The sequence below is a fragment of the Streptomyces sp. Q6 genome (genome assembly GCF_036967205.1).
GTDB lineage: Bacteria > Actinomycetota > Actinomycetes > Streptomycetales > Streptomycetaceae > Streptomyces > Streptomyces citrinus.
In genome coordinates this window covers 6,146,693-6,167,245 of the sequence record NZ_CP146022.1, presented here as the reverse complement: position 1 = coordinate 6,167,245, position 20,553 = coordinate 6,146,693, and the positions used below count along the sequence as shown (strand labels likewise).

The 20,553-nt window shown below is 69.6% G+C and carries 24 protein-coding genes; 1 reads left to right on the top strand and 23 read right to left on the bottom strand.

Annotated elements, in window-relative coordinates; all coding sequences use genetic code 11:
* Nucleotides 1–28 precede the first annotated feature (28 nt).
* From V2W30_RS28740 to rpsB, 5 genes are all read right to left on the bottom strand, one after another.
* Complete coding sequence (locus V2W30_RS28740) at nt 29–1,294, bottom strand: phosphatidate cytidylyltransferase (protein WP_338701018.1); 1,266 nt, start codon at nt 1,292–1,294, stop codon at nt 29–31.
* 32 nt (nt 1,295–1,326) lie between these two features.
* Nucleotides 1,327–1,884 (bottom strand): ribosome recycling factor, encoded by a 558-nt coding sequence (gene frr / locus V2W30_RS28735; RefSeq protein WP_164303158.1) that lies wholly within the window; start codon nt 1,882–1,884, stop codon nt 1,327–1,329.
* Nucleotides 1,885–2,015: 131 nt separating this feature from the next.
* A complete protein-coding gene (pyrH, locus tag V2W30_RS28730) occupies nt 2,016–2,786 on the bottom strand; it encodes a UMP kinase (protein WP_338701015.1) in 771 nt (256 codons plus the stop codon).
* Nucleotides 2,787–2,948: 162 nt separating this feature from the next.
* A complete protein-coding gene (gene tsf / locus V2W30_RS28725) occupies nt 2,949–3,785 on the bottom strand; it encodes a translation elongation factor Ts (RefSeq protein WP_338701014.1) in 837 nt (278 codons plus the stop codon).
* 125 nt (nt 3,786–3,910) lie between these two features.
* A complete protein-coding gene (rpsB, locus tag V2W30_RS28720; RefSeq protein ID WP_338701012.1) occupies nt 3,911–4,816 on the bottom strand; it encodes a 30S ribosomal protein S2 in 906 nt (301 codons plus the stop codon).
* Nucleotides 4,817–5,094: 278 nt separating this feature from the next.
* Here rpsB and V2W30_RS28715 point away from each other — a divergent pair, with 278 nt between their 5' ends.
* On the top strand, nt 5,095–5,625 hold the full coding sequence (locus V2W30_RS28715; RefSeq protein WP_338701010.1) for a M23 family metallopeptidase: 531 nt from the start codon (nt 5,095–5,097) through the stop codon (nt 5,623–5,625).
* A gap of 38 nt (nt 5,626–5,663) precedes the next feature.
* Here the strand turns inward: V2W30_RS28715 and V2W30_RS28710 are convergent, their stop codons facing one another.
* The 18 genes from V2W30_RS28710 to proS all read right to left on the bottom strand — a co-directional run bounded on the left by V2W30_RS28710 (nt 5,664) and on the right by proS (nt 20,346).
* Nucleotides 5,664–6,221 carry a helix-turn-helix domain-containing protein gene (locus tag V2W30_RS28710; protein ID WP_338703798.1) on the bottom strand — a complete coding sequence of 186 codons (558 nt, stop codon included), beginning with the start codon at nt 6,219–6,221 and terminating at the stop codon, nt 5,664–5,666.
* Between the two features lie 119 nt (nt 6,222–6,340).
* Complete coding sequence (gene whiG / locus V2W30_RS28705) at nt 6,341–7,180, bottom strand: RNA polymerase sigma factor WhiG (protein WP_338701008.1); 840 nt, start codon at nt 7,178–7,180, stop codon at nt 6,341–6,343.
* 332 nt (nt 7,181–7,512) lie between these two features.
* Nucleotides 7,513–8,691, bottom strand: a complete 1,179-nt coding sequence (dprA, locus tag V2W30_RS28700) for a DNA-processing protein DprA (protein WP_338701006.1) — start codon at nt 8,689–8,691, stop codon at nt 7,513–7,515.
* Nucleotides 8,688–10,301, bottom strand: a complete 1,614-nt coding sequence (locus V2W30_RS28695) for a YifB family Mg chelatase-like AAA ATPase (RefSeq protein ID WP_338701004.1) — start codon at nt 10,299–10,301, stop codon at nt 8,688–8,690. Before V2W30_RS28695 ends, dprA begins: the two co-directional genes overlap by 4 nt.
* Nucleotides 10,301–10,678 carry a YraN family protein gene (locus V2W30_RS28690; RefSeq protein ID WP_425244609.1) on the bottom strand — a complete coding sequence of 126 codons (378 nt, stop codon included), beginning with the start codon at nt 10,676–10,678 and terminating at the stop codon, nt 10,301–10,303. Before V2W30_RS28690 ends, V2W30_RS28695 begins: the two co-directional genes overlap by 1 nt.
* A 137-nt stretch (nt 10,679–10,815) precedes the next feature.
* Nucleotides 10,816–11,124, bottom strand: coding sequence for a DUF2469 domain-containing protein (locus V2W30_RS28685; protein ID WP_005311352.1), 309 nt, complete (start codon nt 11,122–11,124; stop codon nt 10,816–10,818).
* Between the two features lie 55 nt (nt 11,125–11,179).
* Nucleotides 11,180–11,689, bottom strand: coding sequence for an NUDIX hydrolase (locus V2W30_RS28680; RefSeq protein WP_338701002.1), 510 nt, complete (start codon nt 11,687–11,689; stop codon nt 11,180–11,182).
* Complete coding sequence (lepB, locus tag V2W30_RS28675; protein WP_338701001.1) at nt 11,682–12,422, bottom strand: signal peptidase I; 741 nt, start codon at nt 12,420–12,422, stop codon at nt 11,682–11,684. The genes V2W30_RS28680 and lepB (V2W30_RS28675) overlap by 8 nt, the downstream gene beginning before the upstream one ends.
* Nucleotides 12,423–12,514: 92 nt before the next feature.
* On the bottom strand, nt 12,515–13,492 hold the full coding sequence (gene lepB, locus V2W30_RS28670; RefSeq protein WP_338701000.1) for a signal peptidase I: 978 nt from the start codon (nt 13,490–13,492) through the stop codon (nt 12,515–12,517).
* On the bottom strand, nt 13,380–14,492 hold the full coding sequence (gene lepB, locus V2W30_RS28665) for a signal peptidase I (RefSeq protein WP_338700998.1): 1,113 nt from the start codon (nt 14,490–14,492) through the stop codon (nt 13,380–13,382). Before lepB (V2W30_RS28665) ends, lepB (V2W30_RS28670) begins: the two co-directional genes overlap by 113 nt.
* On the bottom strand, nt 14,485–15,201 hold the full coding sequence (gene lepB / locus V2W30_RS28660; protein ID WP_338700996.1) for a signal peptidase I: 717 nt from the start codon (nt 15,199–15,201) through the stop codon (nt 14,485–14,487). Before lepB (V2W30_RS28660) ends, lepB (V2W30_RS28665) begins: the two co-directional genes overlap by 8 nt.
* Nucleotides 15,202–15,279: 78 nt before the next feature.
* On the bottom strand, nt 15,280–15,630 hold the full coding sequence (rplS, locus tag V2W30_RS28655) for a 50S ribosomal protein L19 (protein WP_016638799.1): 351 nt from the start codon (nt 15,628–15,630) through the stop codon (nt 15,280–15,282).
* Nucleotides 15,631–15,800: 170 nt separating this feature from the next.
* Nucleotides 15,801–16,622, bottom strand: coding sequence for a tRNA (guanosine(37)-N1)-methyltransferase TrmD (gene trmD, locus V2W30_RS28650; protein ID WP_338700989.1), 822 nt, complete (start codon nt 16,620–16,622; stop codon nt 15,801–15,803).
* Complete coding sequence (rimM, locus tag V2W30_RS28645; protein ID WP_338700987.1) at nt 16,622–17,164, bottom strand: ribosome maturation factor RimM; 543 nt, start codon at nt 17,162–17,164, stop codon at nt 16,622–16,624. Before rimM ends, trmD begins: the two co-directional genes overlap by 1 nt.
* 79 nt (nt 17,165–17,243) lie before the next feature.
* Complete coding sequence (locus V2W30_RS28640; protein ID WP_014176063.1) at nt 17,244–17,483, bottom strand: RNA-binding protein; 240 nt, start codon at nt 17,481–17,483, stop codon at nt 17,244–17,246.
* Between the two features lie 2 nt (nt 17,484–17,485).
* Nucleotides 17,486–17,908, bottom strand: coding sequence for a 30S ribosomal protein S16 (gene rpsP, locus V2W30_RS28635; RefSeq protein ID WP_164303140.1), 423 nt, complete (start codon nt 17,906–17,908; stop codon nt 17,486–17,488).
* Nucleotides 17,909–18,107: 199 nt separating this feature from the next.
* Entirely contained in the window at nt 18,108–18,704 is a 597-nt protein-coding gene (locus V2W30_RS28630) for a hypothetical protein (RefSeq protein WP_338700983.1), read from the bottom strand.
* 226 nt (nt 18,705–18,930) lie between these two features.
* Nucleotides 18,931–20,346, bottom strand: a complete 1,416-nt coding sequence (gene proS, locus V2W30_RS28625; RefSeq protein ID WP_338700981.1) for a proline--tRNA ligase — start codon at nt 20,344–20,346, stop codon at nt 18,931–18,933.
* Nucleotides 20,347–20,553 lie beyond the last annotated feature (207 nt).

The window sequence follows — 20,553 nt, the reverse complement described above, 5'->3', positions numbered from 1 at the left end:
GCAAGGCTACGGAGAAGGCCGCCGCGGTTCAGCCGGCCCCGACGAACAACACCAGCAGCAACCACACCACCGGCGCCGTCGGCAGCAGCGAGTCGAGGCGGTCCATGATGCCGCCGTGACCCGGCAGCAGCGTGCCCATGTCCTTGATGCCGAGGTCCCGCTTGATCATGGACTCACCGAGGTCGCCGAGGGTCGCGCTCGCGGCGACGCAGGCGCCGATGATCAGGCCCTGCCACCAGGTCCCGTCATCGATCAGGAACTGCATGCACAGCACGCCCGCCACCATCGCGAACGACACCGCGCCGAACAGTCCCTCGCGGGTCTTTCCGGGGCTGATGCGCGGCGCCAGCTTGTGCTTGCCGAAGCGCCAGCCGATGGCGTACGCCCCGGTGTCGCTGACCACGGTCAGGATCAGGAACGTCAGGACGCGCCAGGCACCGTCGTCCGCCGTGAGCATCAACGCCACGAACGTCGCGAGGAACGGGACGTAGAAGGCCGCGAAGACACCCGCCGTGACGTCCTTGAGGTAACCCTCGGGCGGTTCCGTCATGCGCCACACCAGGACGGCGAGCGCGGTCAGCGCCATCGCCACCCAGGCACCCTCGGCGCCCCGGACGTATCCGGCGACGACCATCGCGGCGCCACCCACGGCCAGCGGCACGAGCGGCGCCTTGATGCCCTTGCGCTCCTCGAGCCGCGAAGTCAGCTCCCACAGACCCACCACGACGGCGACAGCTATCACGCCGATGAACACGGCCTTGACGATGAAGAGCGACGCGATGATCACCGCACCGAGCCCGACACCGACCCCTATGGCCGCCCCCAGGTCCCGGCCCGCGCTCTTCTTCTGCTTCGGAGCCGGCTCCGCCTGAGGCTGCGACGGCGGCTGCGGTGCTGCGGTGGGCATGGGCTCCTGCGGAGTCTGCGGCGCCCGTGCGGGCGTCTCGTCGCGGAACAAGGGGCCGCTCAGCCGAGCGGCCCCCTGGTCGCCATCCTGGTCTGCGTCACCGCCACCGGCGGGCACGTCGGGCATATCGGGCACGATGGGCATGGGCCGAGTCTCCTCAACCGCGTGCCGTTCGTACGCGGGACCCGCCGGGGCGCGCCCCTGGTCGTACGAGGGCCCTTGCCCGTAGGCGGGTCCCTGACCGTACGAAGGCGCCTGACCGTAGGCCGGACCCTGCCCGTAGGCCGGGTCCTGGCCTTGAGCGGGCCCCTGACCGTATGCGGGCCCTTGGTCGGCGGGCCCCCAGTGTCCGGGCCCGGTCGGCGCCCCCCAGGAAGAGTCGTTCACGGATTCCTCGAACCTCGATCTTCCGCGCTCGCTCAGACTTCGAGCAGCTCGGCTTCCTTGTGCTTGAGCAGCTCGTCCACCTGGGCCACGTACTTGGAGGTGGTGTCGTCCAGTTCCTTCTCGCCGCGACGACCCTCGTCCTCGCCGATGTCGCCGTCCTTGATCGCCTTGTCGATGGCTTCCTTGGCCTTGCGACGGACGGAACGGATGGACACCTTGCTGTCCTCCGCCTTGCTCTTGGCGACCTTGATGTAGTCGCGGCGGCGCTCCTCCGTGAGCTCGGGGAACGTCACACGAATGATGTTGCCGTCGTTGCTCGGGTTGACGCCCAGGTCGGAGTCCCGGATCGCCTGCTCGATGTTGCGCAGCGCGCTCTTGTCGAACGGGGTCACCACGGCCATCCGCGGCTCGGGCACCGAGAACGAGGCCAGCTGGTTGATCGGCGTCAGTGCGCCGTAGTAGTCGGCCACGATCTTGTTGAACATCGCCGGGTGCGCACGACCGGTGCGAATCGCGGCGAAGTCCTCCTTGGCGACCACGACGGCCTTCTCCATCTTTTCCTCGGCCTCGAGGAGGGTCTCTTCGATCACCACTTGCTCCTGCTGTCTTGAGTGAGGCCCGGCGTGCACGGGGGCGGCCGGCTGCGTCGCGTGTCTTTCCTGCACGGTGTCCGACCGGCAGGACATTGTCCATCCCTCGCGGGGTGTTACGGACGGGAGGGTCAGGCGCGGGTGCCCTGCTCGCCCACGAGCGTCCCGATCTTCTCACCCTTGACGGCACGCGCGATATTGCCCGTCGTGAGGAGCTCGAAGACGAGAATCGGGAGGTCGTTGTCGCGGCACAGGGTGATCGCGGTCATGTCGGCGACCTTGAGGTCACGGGTGATGACCTCGCCGTAGCTGAGGGCGTCGAACTTCACGGCCTCAGGGTTGGTCTTCGGGTCCGAGTCGTAGACGCCGTCGACACCGTTCTTGCCCATGAGCAGCGCCTCGGCGTCGATCTCCAGGGCGCGCTGCGCGGCGGTCGTGTCGGTGGAGAAGTACGGCATGCCCATACCGGCGCCGAAGATGACGACGCGGCCCTTCTCCAGGTGGCGCACGGCGCGCAGCGGGATGTAGGGCTCGGCGACCTGGCCCATCGTGATGGCGGTCTGCACGCGGCTGTCGATGCCCTCCTTCTCCAGGAAGTCCTGGAGCGCGAGGCAGTTCATCACGGTGCCGAGCATGCCCATGTAGTCGGAGCGGGCCCGGTCCATGCCGCGCTGCTGGAGCTCGGCGCCGCGGAAGAAGTTGCCGCCGCCGATGACGACGGCGATCTGCGCGCCGCCGCGGACGACAGCCGCGATCTCACGGGCGATGGCGTGCACCACGTCGGGGTCGACTCCGAGACCCCCGCCCCCGGCGAAAGCCTCGCCGGAGAGCTTCAGCATGAAGCGCCCCGCGCCTTTGCCGTCGTCGCTGTTGTCGCTCTTGTCGGCCTGGGTGCTGGTCATGGAATCTCCTCGTGGTGCACATACGAAGAAGGCCACTGCCGGTGGGGTGTTTCGCATCCCATGCGCGGCAATGGCCTCCTCGTCACATCTGCGGTCGTCCGGCACATACCCGGACGACTGCTGTCGACCCTAGCGGGGTCTCGCGTCGGGCGCGGTACGGACTCAGATGCCGACCTTGATGCGCGCGAAGCGCTTCAGGGTGACACCGGCCTCCTGGAGGACCTTCTCGACGGACTTCTTGTTGTCGAGGGCGTACGGCTGACCGAGCAGCGTGGCCTCCTTGAAGAAGCCGTTGACGCGACCCTCGACGATCTTCGGGAGGGCGGCCTCGGGCTTGCCCTCGGCGCGCGTGGTCTCCTCGGCGACGCGACGCTCCGACTCGACGACCTCGGCCGGGACGTCCTCGCGGGAGAGGTACTTCGGCGCGAAGGCGGCGATGTGCTGCGCGACACCCTTGGCGAGCGCGGCGTCGGCCTTGTCCAGCTCGACCAGAACACCGATCTGCGGGGGCAGGTCGGGCATGGTGCGGTGCATGTAGGCGGTGACGAAGGCGCCGGAGAACTGCGCGAAGCGGTCCAGGACGATCTTCTCGCCGAGGTTGGCGTTGGCCTCGTCGACGAAGGCCTGGACGGTCTTGCCGGCCTCGATCTCGGAGGCGAGCAGGGCCTGGATGTCCGCGGGGTTCGTCTTGGCGACGTGCGCGGCCAGCTCGTTCGCGACGGCCTGGAACTTCTCGCCCTTGGCGACGAAGTCCGTCTCGCACTTCAGCTCGACGATGACACCGGAGGTGTTGTCGTCGGCGATGAGGGAGACGACGGCACCGTTCTCGGCGGAGCGGCCCTCGCGCTTGGCGACGCCCTTCTGGCCCTTGATGCGCAGAGCCTCGACGGCCTTGTCGACGTTGCCGTCGGCCTCGTCGAGCGCCTTCTTGCAGTCCATCATGCCGGCGCCCGTGAGCTCACGGAGCTTCTTGACGTCAGCGGCGGTGTAGTTCGCCATGATCCTGGTTTTCTCTCTACGAAGTCTGGAGTCTGACTCGAAGTCTGAAGAAGAGGTTCACAGGTGACGGCGGGGACCTGAAATGGCCCCCGCCGTCACCTCATGAAACCCGGTACCCGTGAGGGTCAGGCCTGCTCGGCGTCGGCGGCCGGAGCCTCGGCGGCGGGCGCCTCGGCAGCGGGGGCCTCGGCGTCGGCGGCGGGGGCCTCGGCGGCGGCCGGGGCGGCCTCGGCGGGCTTCTCGTCGGCCTTCTTCTCACCCTCGAGCAGGTCGCGCTCCCACTCGGCGAGCGGCTCGCCGGCGGCCTTCTCGCCCGGCTTCTGGTCGCCGGTGGCGACGCCGGAACGGGCGATGAGGCCCTCGGCGACGGCGTCGGCGATCACGCGGGTGAGCAGGGTGACGGAGCGGATCGCGTCGTCGTTGCCCGGGATCTTGTAGTCGACCTCGTCGGGGTCACAGTTCGTGTCGAGGATCGCGACGACCGGAATGTTGAGCTTCCGGGCCTCGCCGACAGCGATGTGCTCCTTCTTGGTGTCCACGATCCAGACAGCGCTGGGAACCTTGGACATCTCGCGGATACCGCCGAGGGTCTTCTCCAGCTTGGCCTTCTCGCGCGAGAGCACGAGAAGCTCCTTCTTGGTGAGACCGGACGCGGCGACGTCCTCGAAGTCGATCTGCTCGAGCTCCTTGAGGCGCTGCAGACGCTTGTAGACGGTCGAGAAGTTGGTGAGCATGCCGCCCAGCCAGCGCTGGTTCACGTAGGGCATGCCGACGCGGGTCGCCTGCTCGGCGATCGCTTCCTGCGCCTGCTTCTTCGTGCCGACGAACATGACCGTGCCGCCGTGGGCGACGGTCTCCTTGACGAACTCGTAGGCGCGGTCGATGTACGACAGCGACTGGAGCAGGTCGATGATGTAGATGCCGTTGCGCTCCGTGAAGATGAAGCGCTTCATCTTCGGGTTCCAACGACGGGTCTGGTGACCGAAGTGGACGCCGCTCTCCAGCAGCTCCCGCATCGTGACGACGGCCATGGCCGTACTCCTCTGGTGTTCTCGGTTGTTTCCTGACGCCCCGATGCGCGCCTGCCGCGTACGTCGCTTTCGCTGGTACGGGACCGATGGGCGCTGCACCCACTGGACTCGCGTCCTGGTGTCGGGGCGTGCGAAGTCGATCCGGTGGCCCGGATCGCCACATGAAGTGTACGGGACCCTGGAGGTACCGGGTGACGCCGCTGTCCACAACCGCCCGGTAGTCCACGTTTCCCGGCCATGATCCCCCGGATTCCCTCCGGTCCGGAATCCTCCGAGCCATGCGAAAACTACTCTGCGTGACGCTGACCCTGCTCTTCTTCTACGTCACTGCCGTTCATCCCGCGTCCGCCGGCGAAGCCCGGCTCTGGCCGACCGGCGACCGCCCGGCGGTGGTGCGCCCCTGGGCGCCACCGACCACGCCCTACGGCCCCGGCCACCGAGGCGTCGACCTCGCGGCCCCGATCGGCGCCCCGGTCCGCACGGTGGCGGACGGCCGCGTCTCCTTCGCGGGGGAGGTGGCGGGCAGGGGCGTGGTGACGGTGGAGCTGTCCGGCACCGGTGAGCCACCCCTGCGCACGTCCTACGAACCGGTGGCGGCGACGGTGGCCCGGGGAGACGAGGTCGGCGCCGGCGACGTCCTGGGCGTGGTGGAGTTGCCGACGGGCCACTGCCCACCCGCGGCCCCGTCCTGCCTGCACTGGGGCCTGCGCCGCGCGGACACCTACCTGGACCCGCTGTCCTTGCTGGACCCGTCCCTGCTCAGGTCGGGCCCGGCCCGACTGCTCCCGGTCTGGGGGCTGCCCCTGTGAGGACAGCCGACGACATGCGGGGGGGGGCGGGCGAGACCTCAGCCCCGAACGCCCCGCAGCGCCATCCCCACCGCCGCGTCCACGATCACTCCGGGATCCTCCGCGGCCCCCAGCTCGATCCGCCGCACCGCCGCGTCCACCACACCCTGCAACAACATCGCCGCGAGCCGGGGCTGCTCGTGCCCCATGTCCCCCAGCGCCTCCACGATCATCGCGACGAGCCCACCGTGCGCGGCCCGGATCTTCTCCCGCGCCCCGGCGTCCAGCTCGCTGGCCGAGATGGCGACGACGGCCCGGTGCCGGCGGTCCCCCACCAGCGCCAGCTGCTCCCGCACATAGGCCTCGACCTTGCCCTCGGGCGTCGCGGCGCGGGCCATCCCGGCCTCGACCTCCGCGGCCCACACCGGAAAGTCGACCGCGCACAGCTCCTCGACGACGGCCGCCCGGGACTTGAAGTACTCGTACACGGACGACCGCGCGAGCCCCGTCCGCTCCGCCAGCGCGGGGAAGGTCAGCGCCTCCGTCCCGCCCTCGGACAGCAGGGAACGCGCCGCGTCCAGAAGGGCGCCGCGCTGCATCGACCGGTGCTCGGCCACTGAGGCCGCTCGAATCCTTGGCACGTCTCCACTTTACGGACGCGCCGCCCCTGACGGGAGTCGCACCGACAGGCCCGGATGGGCAGGGACGATTCGTCACCACGGGAAACAGCCACGCGTCACCGCCCGAAACTGGCCAGCTTCGCCCGCAGCTGCAAGACCGACTTCGTGTGGATCTGACTGACCCGGCTCTCGGTGACCCCCAGCACGTTCCCGATCTCGGCGAGCGTGAGTCCCTCGTAGTAGTAGAGCGTGACCACGGTCTTCTCGCGGTCCGGCAGGGTGTTGATCGCCCGCGCCAGGAACCGCCGCAGCTCGCGGTCCTCGGCGACCTCCACCGGGTTGTCCGCGGCGTGGTCCTCCAGCGTGTCCATCAGGCTCGGCCGGTCACCGCCCTCACCGCCGACGTGCAGCAACTCCTCCAGCGCCACCACGTTCGCCAGCGACAACTGACTGAAAACAGCGTGCAGTTCCTCCAGCGCCACCCCCATCTCGGCCGCCACCTCGCTCTCCGACGGGGTGCGCCGCAGCTTGGCCTCGAGGGTGGCGTAGGCGCGCTCGACGTTGCGCGCCTTCTGCCGTACGGAACGGGGAATCCAGTCCAGGGCCCGCAGTTCGTCGATCATCGCGCCACGGATCCGGGTGATCGCGTACGTCTCGAACTTGATCTCGCGCTCGATGTCGAACTTCTCGATGGCGTCGATCAGCCCGAAGACCCCGGACGAGACGAAGTCCGCCTGCTCGACGTTGGGCGGCAGCCCCACACTGACCCGCCCCGCGACGTACTTCACCAGTGGCGAGTAGTGCAGGATCAGCTGCTCGCGAAGTCGCTCGTCGCCCGTCGCCTTGTACGACCTCCACAGCTCCTCGACGGAGGAGGGAGCCGGAGGCCGCACGCTGGAGCCGCGGGCGGCGGGGGGTACCGGCGCCCGGTCGGACCCGGAGGTGTGCTGTGGCATGCGCCGCCTTGTGCCGTTCTGCTGCGTACCGAGGGACTGGGAAAGAGGAGTGATCGCTTTACTGGTGAAAATGCCGTGTTGCCCGTCTGGTCATGACTGCTGCCGAGCTGCCTGCCTGATTCCGGATTTGAGGGGACGAACCCGAATCCTGGTGAGCGTAGCGTGACTGGAGTGTCGCAGTGTGCGAAGGGTAGGGGATCGTACGCGCGCAGATACGTTCCGTTGAGCGACTTGCGCGGACGCTTCCGTCTCCGTACGTGACCGGGCCGACGCGCCAACTGCCGGAATTGCCAAGGTCATCGGGGGTCATCCGGACGGCGGAACACCCTGCGTCAGGGAACACCCCCTTCCGGAAAGACCGAACCGAACTCCTGGCGTGTCAACTGCCAGCCATCGCCGTGTCGTTCGACGAACCCCAACGAGCGCAGTTCGTACAACCTCCCGATCGCCTCGTCCTCGGTCGCCCCGGCGCCCCGCGCGAGTTCCCCCACGGTGCGTGTGCCGCGCGCCGGCAGCGCCGCGAGCACCCGCGCAGCGTCCGGCGCCAGAAGGTCACGGGAGAGCACGGGCCCGCGCCGCTCCGGCGCCAGCTCCCCCATCTCCCCGACCAGCTCGACGACTTCCGCCGCGTCGGTCACCAGCACGCCCTCCTTGCGCAGCAGTTCATGCACCCCGGCGGAGACGCTGCTGGTCACCGGCCCCGGAATGCCCATCGCATGCCTGCCGAGCCGCTGCGCCCAGCGAGCCGTGCCCAGCGCCCCGCTCCGGTACGCCGCCTCGACCACGACGGTGCCGCGCGTGAGGGCGGCGATCACCCGGTTCCTGAGGATGAAGCGGCTGGGCGTCGGATGATCACCCGGTGGCAACTCCCCCACCACGAGCCCCTGTTCCGCGACCCTGTCGATCAACTGGGCGTGCCCGCGGGGATAGGCGCGGTCGACCCCGCAGGCGAGGACCGCCACCGTGGCACCGGTCGCCCCGAGCGCCCCTCGGTGGGCTGCCGCGTCGACCCCGTACGCCCCGCCCGAGACGACGACCCAGCCGCGCTCGGCGAGCCCGGCGCCGAGGCTCGCGCCCATGCGCACCCCGTAGTCCGTGCAGGCCCGCGCGCCGACCACCGCGACGGAGCGCAGGGCCCACATGCGCAGGCTGGGCCCGCCCCGCACCCACAGCCCGAGGGGCCGCACGTCCCCCAGGTCGTCCAACTGCCCCGGCCACTCGGCGTCCCCCGGGCACACGAACCGCACCCCGCACCCCTCGGCCCGCGTCAGATCCCGCTCGGGCGGCGGCGCTTCACGGGCCCGCCCGACGAGCCCCGCCCAGCGCTCGGCCCGTACCCCGGGCAGCGGCTCGTCGTCCCCCTCGGCGGCGGCGTCGATCCGTCGCGCCGTCTCCACCGCCCCGAACTCCCGCAGCCACCGCCCGGCCGGCTCCCACCCCGGCTCGACGATCCGCGTCAGCCGTGCCCGCGCGAGACGCACCTGCTCCGGGACTCCGCCCGCCCCGGTCACCCCCCGGCCCCGATCGTCATGGGCGCCCCGCGCGAGATCCCGGTCCGCAGTTGCAGTGCGAGGGCCACGTCCTGGGCGAAGGGCCGCTCGTGCCCGGCGAGGTCCGCCACGGTCCAGGCCACCCGTAGCACCCGGTCGAGCCCGCGGGCCGTCAAGAAGCCGCGCTCCAGATCCAGTTCGGCCTCGTCCAGGGCGCCGGGCGCGGTGGGCCAGCGGGTGCGCAGCGCATGTCCGGGCACCTCGCTGTTGGTCCGCCAGGGCGTGTCCGCGAGCCGCGCGAGCGCCCGCGCCCTGGCTTCGCGCACCCGGTCCGCGACGACCTGGGTGGACTCGCCGCGCGGCCCGTATCCGGCCAGTTCGCTGCGCGTGACGGCGTCCACCTCGACCCGCAGATCGACCCGGTCGAGCAGCGGCCCCGACAACCGCGCCTGGTAGCGGCGCACGGTCGCCGGCGGACAGTCGCACTCCCCGCCGAGTGCCCGGTACTGGCCGCAGGGACAAGGATTGGCGGCCAGCGCCATCAGGAACCGCGCGGGCAGCCGCACCACCCCGGCACTGCGGGCGATCACCACGTGCCCCGATTCGAGCGGCTGCCGCAGAGCGTCGAGCGCCCGCCCGCTGAACTCCGGCGCCTCGTCCAGGAAGAGCACCCCGCGGTGCGACAGCGAGACCGCCCCCGGCCGCGCCACCCCCGGCCCGCCCCCGACGAGGGACTGCATGGTCGCCGAGTGGTGCGGCGCGCAGTACGGCGCGGTGTCGATCATGGACTTGCCCGGGGGCAGCATGCCCGCCACCGAGTGGATCGCCGTGACCTCCAGGGACTCCTCGCGGGTGAGCGGCGGCAGGATGGCCGGCAGCCGCTCGGCGAGCATCGTCTTGCCCGCGCCCGGTGGCCCCGACAGCATCACGTGGTGGCCCCCCGCTGCCGAGACCTCGATCGCGGTGCGGGCCGACATCTGCCCGACGACATCGGCGAGATCGTGCGCCTCGTTCAGCGGCCCGCCCAGTCCGGTGCCCGCGCCGGTGCCCGGCATGCTGAGCCCGGCGAGCGTCGAATCGGGACGGCCCCGCTCCGTCGGCTCCTCCTGCGGCACGGGCTCGTCCGTGAGCACGGCGATGAGCTGGCGCAGGCTGCGCACCCCGAGCACGGAGACCCCCGGCACCAGGGACGCCTCGCCTGCCGTGCACTCGGGGACCACGACCTGCTCGTACCCCGCGTCGGCGGCGGCGAGGACAGCCGGCAGGACGCCCCGCACCGGCCGCACCCGCCCGTCCAGCCCCAGCTCCCCGATCATCACGATGTCGGCGAGGACCCGCGGATCGATCCGCTCGGCCGCACCGAGGACCGCACACGCGACGGCCAGGTCGAATCCCGAGCCGGCCTTGGGCACGGACGCCGGGCTGAGCCCCACCGTGAGCTTCTTCTGCGGCCAGTCCGCTCCGGAGTTGACCACGGCGGCCCTGACCCGGTCCCGGCTCTCGACCAGGCTCTTGTCGGGCAGCCCCACGAGTGTGAACGCGGCGATGCCCGGTTCCAGATCCGCCTGCACCTCGACGACGACGCCCTCGACACCGACCAGGGCCACGGAACACGTACGCGCGAATCCCATCAGGAGACCCCCCGCACATGCTCGACCCGCGGTGCTCCGCGCTCCGGGAGCAGCACGCCCACCAGGTCGATCCGGACGCCGCCCGGTGGCGCTCCCCCGTGTTCCTGCACCCAGCGCTCGGCGAGATCCCTCAGTCGCCGAGCCTTGACCGGGGTGATCGCGGCCATCGGATGCTCGAAGGCCCCGTCGGCCGCGCCCTGTCCCCTGCGCGTCTTGACCTCGCAGACGACGATCGCGTCGCCGTCCCGCGCCACGATGTCGATCTCGCCGCGTCGGCCCGCCCGCCAGTTCCTGGCGAGCACCGTCATACCGGCGTCGGCCAGCCGCCTGGCGGCCAGGTCCTCGCCGTACTTCCCCATCGCGCCCCGTGCGTTCACGTCGGCACCACCTCCGACGCCCACGTTGAGGCACGGGCGACACAGAAGTGGATCTTGGTGAACTACCTACGGGTTGTGGAAAACTCCGTCACCGTCACGGGGCGATCCGGCGGGCATCACGGGGTCAGGACAACGGCTCAGCTGCCGGGAAGCTCAAGATCGCTCTTGTTGAGCTCCTCGATATTCACGTCCTTGAACGTGAGAACGCGTACCTGCTTGACGAAACGAGCGGGCCGGTACATGTCCCAGACCCAGGCATCCGCCATCGACACCTCGAAGAACACCTCCCCCTGGACCGAGTGCACCTGCATCTCATAGTCATTGGTGAGGTAGAAACGACGTTCGGTCTCGATCACATATTTGAACAGCCCGACGACGTCGCGGTACTCCCGGTAGAGCTTCAGCTCCATCTCGGTCTCGTACTTCTCGAGGTCCTCGGCGCTCATGGCATGTTCCCCTTCAGCCGTGCGTCCCCCTATTGTGCGCCAGCCTCTGGAGCCTCTAGACGATTTCCGTGTCGAGAACCAGCGGCCGGCTCGGGGGACCCTCGACGAGCAGCCGGTTCAGCAGCTCGGCGAGTCTGGTCGGATACACCGTCTCATGCGCCTCGGCCAGTTCCCGGTACGTCCACCAACGTGCTCCCGCGACGCTGCGTCGTTCCAGGTCGGTCAGGCCCTTCTCGTTGATCACCGCATGCGCCGCGGTCGACGTCGTACGCGCCAGGAAGTACCACTCGTCCTGATCCCAGCGCCGTCCGTCGAACGGGAACGAGCAGATCCGCCGCCACAGCACAGGCCCCAGCTCCACGTCCGTGATGCCGGTCTCCTCGGCGAGTTCCCGCAGCGCCGCCTGATCACGCGTCTCGTCGCCCTCCAGGCCGCCGCCCGGCGTGAACCACCAGTCGTCCGCGCTGTCGTCGGGCTCGTGCCCGTGCAGCAACAGGACGCGGTTCTCGGGATCGAGCAGGACGACCCGGGCCACCTTGCGCAGTTCGCCGCCGAGCTCAGGCACGCACCGGCTCCGGAGTCCGGGTCCGCGAGCGCCGGGTCCGCTTCGCGATCGGCCCGTACGCCGCCCCACCGAGCACGAGCACCGCGCCCACGACGACAGCGGTCAGCATCAGCTTGAGCGGCCCCGGCTGCGAGATCCCGCCGGGCAGCTCCTCGAACCCGGTGGGCTTGGGCAGCATGCCGTCCATGGGCCAGGCCACGGCGTCCACCCGGGCCTGCACGGCACCGCGCTCCACCGAGCCGTGCACGCCGTCGTCGAGGTGGACGGTGGAGTCCAGGGAGCCGCTGCGCTCGTCACCGAGCAGGAAGAGCCGGCCCTTGGGGACGGTCGTGGACTCGATACCGATGAGCGAGGCGTTCTTGCCGGCCTGAAGATACGGTTCGTCGATCTTCTTGCCGTTGACGGTCAGCTTGCCGTCCGTGCAGCAGGCGATCGTGTCCCCGCCGATGCCGACGACCCGCTTGACCATCGGCAGCTCGCCCCAGGTCGCCTCCTGGAAGACGACGACGTCACCGCGCTTGATCTCGCTGCCGTCGATCCGCTGCGCGAGCACCCGGTCACCCGCGCCGATCGTCGGTGACATGGAGTCGGTCGGCACCGTGTACGGCTGGTACACGAAGGCGCCCCACACGAACCCGCCGAGGAACAGCACACAGCCGAGGGCCACGGCTATGCCCGACAGCGCGCTGCCGACCTTGCCGCGGCCCTCGGCCGTACGACGTGTCGTGCTCATCCCAGTTGCTCCCCCGCGTCGGAGAAATCGATCTTCCGGCCCGGCCTCGACGGATGTCGGGCCACGGAAGATCGGCGATCTGGGACGGCACCCTACCCGGCGGTACCGGTCGCAGAAACCCTGGTGTTCCCGTCGGTAAGGCTCTTGTTGATCTTGCGCCTGCGCCACAGCACCAGCGGTGCGGCACCGGCGAGGCCGAGGGCCCCCGGGGCCACGCTCGCCGCGGCGTTGATACCGGACTGGTCGAAGGTGTCCGGCACCGGCAGCGTCGACCAGTGGGTGGGCGGCCAGGCGACGACGATGGCGCGGCCCACGACGTTGTCGACCGGGACGAAGCCCTCGTTCTTGTCGTTCTGGTGGTAGCGGGAGTCCATCGAGTCCTGGCGGTGATCGCCCATGACCCAAACTTTGCCCTCAGGAACCTTCACCTTGAAGGTTCCGCCCATGTTGTCGGCGGTGCACGGGGTGTTGTCGGCGTAGACGTACGGCTCGTTCAGCGCCTTGCCGTTCACCTTGAGCGGGCCCGTGCCCTTGCACTCGACGGTGTCGCCGCCGACGCCGATCACGCGCTTGATGAGGTCCTTCTCGTCGGCGGACGGCATCAGGCCGACCCAGCTCAGGACCTGCTGCACCGCGTTCGGCTCGGCCGTGGGCTCGCCGTTCAGCCAGCCGTCCGGGTCATGGAAGACGATGACCTCGCCGCGCTCCGGCTCCGAGCCGAACCACGGGGTGAGCTTGTCGACGAGTACGCGGTCGCCGATCTGAAGCGTGTTCTCCATCGAGGCCGACGGGATCGAGAACGCCTGGACCAGGAACGTCTTGATGACCAGGGCCAGGACCAGCGCGATGACGATGAGGAGCGGCAGCTCCTTCCAGAATGAGCGAGGCTTCTTCTCCTTGCCCTTGGACTCGCCGTCACCGGCTTCCGAGGCACTCGCGGGGGACGCGTCCACTCCGTCACCGCCCTCGGGAACCGGGCCCGTCACGGCGGGACTCGCCGCGTCGTCGGATCGCCCGGGCTGCTCTTCGGGCCCATGCCCTGACCGTGCGCCGACCGCCAAGTCCCCCACATCCACTCCTCAGTCCGTGCCGCTGCCTGATCCCTACGCGATGCAGGCCCACCACTCCCATAACGAGCGGGAGTTCCGCAGGGCTCGGGAGGGGGATCAATCCGTCCGAATTCGATGTGTTCGCATTCGACGCGGTGCTGTTCGCGGAGGCCACCCTATGCGACGTACCGGACGCCGCGGTCGATCCGGAGCCTTGCGCGTCGGCCACGGCGGCGAACGTCTCCGGCTCGCCGAGCGTGGTCCAGTGGCCGATCGGCCAGACGATCGCGCGGGCGCGTCCCACGACCGACGCCTCGGAGACGGTTCCGTTGAACCCCTCGGTGAGGTGGTACCGCGAGTCCGCCGAGTTGGCGCGGTGATCGCCCATCACGAAGAGCCGGCCCGGAGGAACCTTCACCGAAAAGTCGAACTTGGAGGGGGCGTTGCCGGGGTGGATGTACGCGGTCTCGTTCAGCGGCGTCCCGTTGACCGTGACACGGCCCTGCTTGTCGCAGCACTTCACGGTGTCGCCACCGACTCCGACGACCCGCTTGATCAGATCGCGCTCGTCGGCGGAGGGCAGCAGCCCGATCCAGGTCAGACCTGCCTTGACCTGCTTGACGCCGACGGGGTCGTCCTTCGTCTGCCCGGTCTCCTGCTCCAGCCACTTGCCGGGGTCCTTGAAGACGACGACATCGCCGCGCTGCACCTCGGCGCCGAACCAGGGGGTGAGTTTGTCGACCACGACCCGGTCGCCGATCTTGATCGTCTGCTCCATGGAGCCCGACGGGATCACGAACGCCTGGAGGAGGAACGTCTTCAGGACGAGGGCTATGAGCAGGGCCACGCCTATGAGGAGAGGTATCTCCTTGATCGCGGAGCGCCTTCTGCGGCGCTTCACCTTGCGTGCGAGCTTGCGGCGCTCGGCGCGGCCGGGCAGGACGGGCCCGCTGGTGGGCCGGCTCCCGGTGGGCAGCCGGGTGTCGCCGCGGTGACCGGACCGCTTCCCCCGGCTACCCATGGCCGCCGCCGGTCGCGGGCACGCGCGCGTAGACGTCTTCGCGTGACAAGGAGTGCCAGTGTCCGGTCGGCCACGCGATCCACAGGGCCTTGCCGATCACATGGTCGACGGGAACGAACCCGCCGCCCGGGGCGCCCAGGTAGTCGCGGGAGTCACGGGAGTCGCTGCGGTGGTCTCCGAGCAGAAAGAGGGTGCCCTGCGGAACCTCGATGTCGAACGGCACCTCTGAAGCCGCGTCTCCCGCGTGCAACAAGGAGCGCTCGTCCACGGACTGCCCGTTCACCTCGATCCTCCCCTTGCTGTCGCAGCAGACCACATGGTCGCCCCCCACACCCACGACGCGCTTGATGTAGTCCGCCTCACCGAAGTACCCGCTGCCGTCGAAAACGACCACGTCCCCGCGCTCCGGTTCGGCACCGAAACGGTACGCCAACTTATTTACGAGAACGCGGTCCCCGACCCTCAATGTGGTCTCCATGGAGCCGCTGGGGATCTGGAACGGCTGCATCACGAAAACGGTGAAGGCCAGGAGGAACGCCATGCACAGGAGCAGGGAGAGCGTGATCCGGCCACCCGGCAGCCAGGCGGCGACCGCCTCGATGCCGCGGGAAAGCAAAGAGGAGCGCGACCGGTCCTCCTCGCCCTCTGAGGTGATCTCGAGGGGCTCGGAGGAGCGGTCGCGCTCCACATGCTGTGCTTCGGTGTCCATCGAGGCCAGATGCTATCCGGCTCTCCTGAGGACTCCGTACGCGAGATGCGCTGACGCCCCCAGGGGGCGTCGGGCGACTCAGTTCTCGCGCTTCTCCTTGATCTTCGCAGCCTTGCCGCGCAGGTCGCGCAGGTAGTACAGCTTGGCGCGACGCACGTCACCCTTGGTGACGAGCTCGATCTTCTCGACGATCGGGGTGTGCACCGGGAAGGTGCGCTCGACGCCCACGGAGAAGGAGACCTTGCGGACCGTGAAGGTCTCGCGGACACCGGCGCCCTGGCGGCGGATGACTACGCCCTTGAACTGCTGCACACGGGAGCGGTTGCCCTCGATGACGCGGACGTGGACGTTGACGGTGTCACCCGGGCGGAAGGCCGGGATGTCGCTGCGCAGCGACGCGGAGTCGACGGAGTCGAGCAGGTGAGACATGATCGTCTGCTTTCTTCGCCCATGCCACAGGTCATAGGCGGGAGGTATGCGATGAGTTTCGGTAGCTGTTCGCGTCGGGCCTTGCGTCTGGGCCATCCCCGTGTGAGCGGGGAGCAAGCTTCGACCGTTCCCCCTGTGGCAGGGGCGCAAGCTGGACGTACAGCAGCGGCTTATTCTTCCACGGCTCCGGGCGTTGGCCCAAATCGGCCGTCGGAGCCGGGGCCCCAGCCCAGGATCGAGAGCATTTCCCGGTCCTTCTTGTCGAAGGCCTTCGGGTCGGTGCGCACGATCAGATCGGGCCGGTTGCGCACGGTTCGGCGCAGTGCCTCGTCCCGCCGCCAGCGCGCGATCTTGCCGTGGTGGCCGCTGAGCAGCACATCCGGGATGTCCCGGCCGCGCCACTCGGGCGGCTTGGTGAAGACGGGGCCTTCGAGGAGGTTGGCCATGGCGCCCGGCGCGAAGGAGTCGTCCTGGTGCGAGGCCGCGTTGCCGAGGACACCCGGCAGCAGGCGCGCCACGGCCTCCGTGACGACGAGCACGGCCGCTTCCCCGCCCGCGAGGACGTAGTCACCGATGGAGACCTCGTAGACCGGCATACGGGTCGCGTACTCGTCGATGACGCGGCGGTCGATGCCTTCGTAGCGCGCCGGCGTGAACACCAGCCAGGGGCGCTCGGAGAGCTCCACGGCGAGTTCCTGGGTGAAGGGGCGCCCGCTGGGCGTGGGGACGACCAGGACGGGCCCGTGCGCCCCGCTCTCGTACCCCTCGGCGAGCACGTCGTCGAGGCACTCGCCCCACGGCTCGGTCTTCATGACCATGCCGGGGCCGCCGCCGTACGGAGTGTCGTCGACCGTGTTGTGCCGGTCGTGCGTCCAGTCCCGCAAGTCGTGCACGTGGACGTCGAGTTGCCCGCGCGCGCGGGCCTTGCCGACCAGCGAGACGTTCAGCGGTTCCAGGTACTCGGGGAAGATCGTGACGACGTCGAGGCGCATTACGAGTCCTCGCGCGGTGAAGCGATCTCGGCGCGGTCGTCGATCAGGCCGGGCGGCGGGTCGATGATCGCCTTCTGCTCCTCGAGGTCGATCTCGGTGACGATCTCCTCGACGAACGGGATCATGACCTCGCTGCCGTCGGGCCGCTCCACGATGAACAGGTCCTGCGAGGGCAGGTGGGAGATCTCCGTGATGCGACCGACCTCGATGCCGTCGACCGTGACGACGTCCAGGTCCATGAGCTGGTGGTCGTAGAACTCGTCCTCGTCCTCCGGCAGCTCCTCCGGATCGACCTCGGCGATGAGGAGGGTGTTGCGCAGCGCCTCCGCGCCGGTCCGGTCGCGTACGCCCTCGAAGCGCAGCAGGAGGCGGCCGGAGTGGACCCGGCCGGACTCGATGGTGAGGGGACCTGTGGCGGCCGGGTCCGTGGCGAGCACGGCGCCGGGACCGAGCCGCAGCTCGGGCTCGTCGGTGCGCACCTCGACGGTGACCTCACCCTTGATGCCGTGGGCGCGGCCGATGCGCCCGACTACCAACTGCACGTCGGAAACTCTCCTGTCATACGACTAGGGCCGGGGACGGCTCGAAAGCCCTCCCCGGCCCGAGCCGGTGTTCAACTTGTCAGCGAACCTGGTCGACGTCGACGAGGTCGACGCGGACTCCGCGGCCGCCGATGGCGCCCACGACAGTACGCAGAGCGCGCGCGGTGCGGCCGTTGCGACCGATCACCTTGCCGAGGTCGTCGGGGTGGACCCGAACCTCGAGAACGCGCCCACGGCGCAGGTTGCGCGAGGCGACCTGCACATCGTCGGGGTTGTCGACAATGCCCTTCACGAGGTGCTCAAGAGCCTCCTCGAGCATGCTCAGGCCTCGGTCGACTCGGACGCAGCCTCAGCGGCCTCGTCCTTCTTCTCAGCCTTCTTCTTCTGGGTGATGGCCTCACCCTTGGGCTCGTCGGCCGTGGCCAGCGCCTCGAACGAGGGGCGGGCCTTCTTCGGCTCGGCGACCTTCAGCGGCTCCGGGGCGGGCAGACCCTTGTGCTTCTGCCAGTCACCGGTGAGCTTCAGGATGGCCATGACCGGCTCGGTCGGCTGCGCGCCGACACCCAGCCAGTACTGCGCGCGCTCCGAGTCGACCTCGATGCGCGACGGGTTCTGCACCGGGTGGTACAGGCCGATCTCCTCGATGGCCCGGCCGTCACGGCGGGTACGGGAGTCGGCGACGACGATGCGGTAGTGAGGCGAACGGATCTTGCCCAGACGCTTCAGCTTGATCTTGACTGCCACGGGAGTGGTGTCTCCTGGTGTTGACGTGGGTGGGCACGGCGAGATTGCCGCGTGGGGTTGCGGTACCCGAGTGCCCGATGGACGCGTCAGCCGGAGGAGAGAGGGGTCCTGTGCGACTGTCGAGTACAGCTAGCCATTGTGCCACACCTCGCCGGGGCGGCCGAACCCGGATGCGGCCGCCCCACCAGGGCCGGGGCCGTCACCCCACGGCGGCGCCGACGACCTCCGGGATACGGAACGGCTTGCCGCAGCCGCCGCACACGATGGGGGCCTGAGCGAGGACCGAGGGCACGACGCGGACATTGCGGCCGCAGTCGCAGACGGCCTTCACGCGGACGCCGCCTCCCGAGGAGCCGTGCCGCGCGGCCGGACCGCGGAAGCTGCGCTTGGTGTCCGCGGCGGTCGCCACCGTGTGCGCCTTCAGCGCCCGCTGAAGGCGCTCGATGGTCTGCCGGTAGCGCTGCTTCGCCTCGGAGTTGAGCGTGACCAGCGAGAAGCCGCTGCTCGGGTGCGGCTCCTCGGGGTGGTCGAGGCCCAGCTCCTCGGCGATGGCCAGGAATCTGCGGTTGTGGTATCGGCCGGCGCGCGAGGTGTCGCGGATTCCGCGCGCTGCGGCGATGCCGTGGACTGCCTCATGGAGGAGTCGCTCGAAGGAGAGCTCGTGTCCGCAGGCGGACGACGACTCCCCGATCAGGGATTCGGGCGCGGCGAGATCCGGCAGTTCGGGGTGGTGCCGCTGAATGTCGGCCCACGCCCCTGCCAGCTCTGCGGCGAGAACAGGTGGTGTCGTGCTCACGTCGTGACAACGAGCCGGGGTGCCTCTGTGTTCCTATTCCGGGGCATCCCAAATAATTTGCACGTACCAGTCAGTTGCCGCTGATGCGTCCTGACGAGGGCGGGTGCGCTGATCTGGGGAGAAGGCTCACAGCTCGCACCAAGGTGGTGCGTAGTCCCACGTACGCCCCGGCGCGTAGACAGGGGTCGCGCGCCGAGGCGTCCGATGCACAAGTGCTGTTTCGGCCTCAGTAGGCGCGTGCCACGACCGCGACGTTACCGGGTGCGTCGTCGGAGTCCGGCACCGACCCGTCGGCGGCGAGCAGGCAACGTACCGAGACGCCGTGCTCGGCGAGTGCGTTCTCGCCCGTCTCGCCCAGGTCGGACCACGGGATGCGCGCCCAGCCGCCCGCCGCGGTCGCCTCGACGGCGTCGTCGACCGTCGTCACGTCGCTCGTGCGGAGTTCGCGCCGCTCCCGCGCCTGCGCGAGGAGCAGCGCCTGGTCCTCCTCGAGGATCTTGGGGAGCACTTCGGTGAGTGCGCCGATCGCCACGGACGTCTTGCCGCCGGGGATGCGGCGGGCGAGCATCGCGGTGTCGTTCTCCAGGTCGCGCGGGCCGACCTCGACGCGTACGGGGACGCCCTTCAGCTCCCAGTCCACGGCGCGGCGCCCGAAGGGGGTGTCGGTGCGGTCGTCGACCCGGACGCGGATTCCGGCCGCCTTCAGAGCGTCACCGATCTCGCGCACCTTGGCGAGGACCGCTTCGTCGCCCTTGATGGCGAGGACGACGACCTGGACGGGCGCGAGCCGGGGCGGCACGCGCAGGCCGTGGTCGTCGCCGTGCATCATCACGAGGGCGCCGATCATGCGGGTGGTCGATCCCCAGGACGTCTGCCAGACCAGCTCCTGCTTGCCGTCCTTCGACAGGTACTGCGTGTGGAAGGCCTTGGCGAAGTTCTGGCCGAGCTCGTGGCTGGTCCCCATCTGGAGGGCCTTGCCGTCGCCCATCATTCCTTCCAGGGTGAGGGTGTTGATGGCTCCCGCGAAGCGCTCCTTGGGCGTCTTGCGCCCCAGGACGACGTCCATGGCGAGCACGTTCTCCATGAAGTCCGCGTAGACGTGCCGGTGGATGCGCGCCGCGAAGTCGCGCGCCTCTTCGTACGTCGCGTGCGCCGTGTGGCCCTCCTGCCACAGGAACTCCGTCGTGCGCAGGAACAGGCGCGGCCGCAGCTCCCAACGGACCACGTTCGCCCACTGGTTGATGAGCAGCGGCAGGTCGCGGTAGCTCTGCACCCACTTGGCGAAGGAGGCGTTGACGATCATCTCCGAGGTGGGACGGACGACCGCCGGCTCCTCCAGCTCCTTGCCGCCGCCGTGCGTCACCACGGCCAGTTCGGGCGCGAAGCCCTCGACGTGGTCGGCCTCCTTGGTGAGGTACGACTGCGGGATCAGGAGCGGGAAGTACGCGTTCTGCGTGCCCGTCTCCTTGATGCGCGCATCCATGTCCTGCTGCATCCGCTCCCACAGCCCGTAGCCGTACGGTCGGATGACCATCGTGCCGCGCACCGGTCCGTTGTCGGCCAGTTCGGCCTTGGAGATCAGGTCCTGGTACCAGCGCGGGAAGTCTTCCGCCTGGGGCGTGAGCACGGGGGTCTTGGCCATGGCGCGCATGCTACGGCGCGGGCTGCGGAGCACGGGAATCCTTTTCGCCCGACTACCCGTATGCCCCTGGCAAGCCCCCCTTAAGAGGTGCACGACAGTGCCTGCACGCATTGTGGGCTCGTGTGCCCAACACCCCCTAGACGTGACGGACGATGCGGAGTTTTCTGGCATACGGGGGGGAGTGCGAGCAGCGCGCGAACACGGCCG

Bases quoted from the DNA above. Each gene is read 5' to 3' on its own strand.
- pyrH (WP_338701015.1), bottom strand. From the start codon at position 2,786: ATGACCAGCACCCAGGCCGACAAGAGCGACAACAGCGACGACGGCAAA.
- tsf (WP_338701014.1), bottom strand. From the start codon at position 3,785: ATGGCGAACTACACCGCCGCTGACGTCAAGAAGCTCCGTGAGCTCACG.
- rpsB (WP_338701012.1), bottom strand. From the start codon at position 4,816: ATGGCCGTCGTCACGATGCGGGAGCTGCTGGAGAGCGGCGTCCACTTC.
- V2W30_RS28715 (WP_338701010.1), top strand. From the start codon at position 5,095: ATGCGAAAACTACTCTGCGTGACGCTGACCCTGCTCTTCTTCTACGTC.
- whiG (WP_338701008.1), bottom strand. From the start codon at position 7,180: ATGCCACAGCACACCTCCGGGTCCGACCGGGCGCCGGTACCCCCCGCC.
- V2W30_RS28695 (WP_338701004.1), bottom strand. From the start codon at position 10,301: ATGGGATTCGCGCGTACGTGTTCCGTGGCCCTGGTCGGTGTCGAGGGC.
- V2W30_RS28685 (WP_005311352.1), bottom strand. From the start codon at position 11,124: ATGAGCGCCGAGGACCTCGAGAAGTACGAGACCGAGATGGAGCTGAAG.
- lepB (WP_338701001.1), bottom strand. From the start codon at position 12,422: ATGAGCACGACACGTCGTACGGCCGAGGGCCGCGGCAAGGTCGGCAGC.
- lepB (WP_338700998.1), bottom strand. From the start codon at position 14,492: ATGGGTAGCCGGGGGAAGCGGTCCGGTCACCGCGGCGACACCCGGCTG.
- lepB (WP_338700996.1), bottom strand. From the start codon at position 15,201: ATGGACACCGAAGCACAGCATGTGGAGCGCGACCGCTCCTCCGAGCCC.
- rplS (WP_016638799.1), bottom strand. From the start codon at position 15,630: ATGTCTCACCTGCTCGACTCCGTCGACTCCGCGTCGCTGCGCAGCGAC.
- trmD (WP_338700989.1), bottom strand. From the start codon at position 16,622: ATGCGCCTCGACGTCGTCACGATCTTCCCCGAGTACCTGGAACCGCTG.
- V2W30_RS28640 (WP_014176063.1), bottom strand. From the start codon at position 17,483: ATGCTCGAGGAGGCTCTTGAGCACCTCGTGAAGGGCATTGTCGACAAC.
- proS (WP_338700981.1), bottom strand. From the start codon at position 20,346: ATGGCCAAGACCCCCGTGCTCACGCCCCAGGCGGAAGACTTCCCGCGC.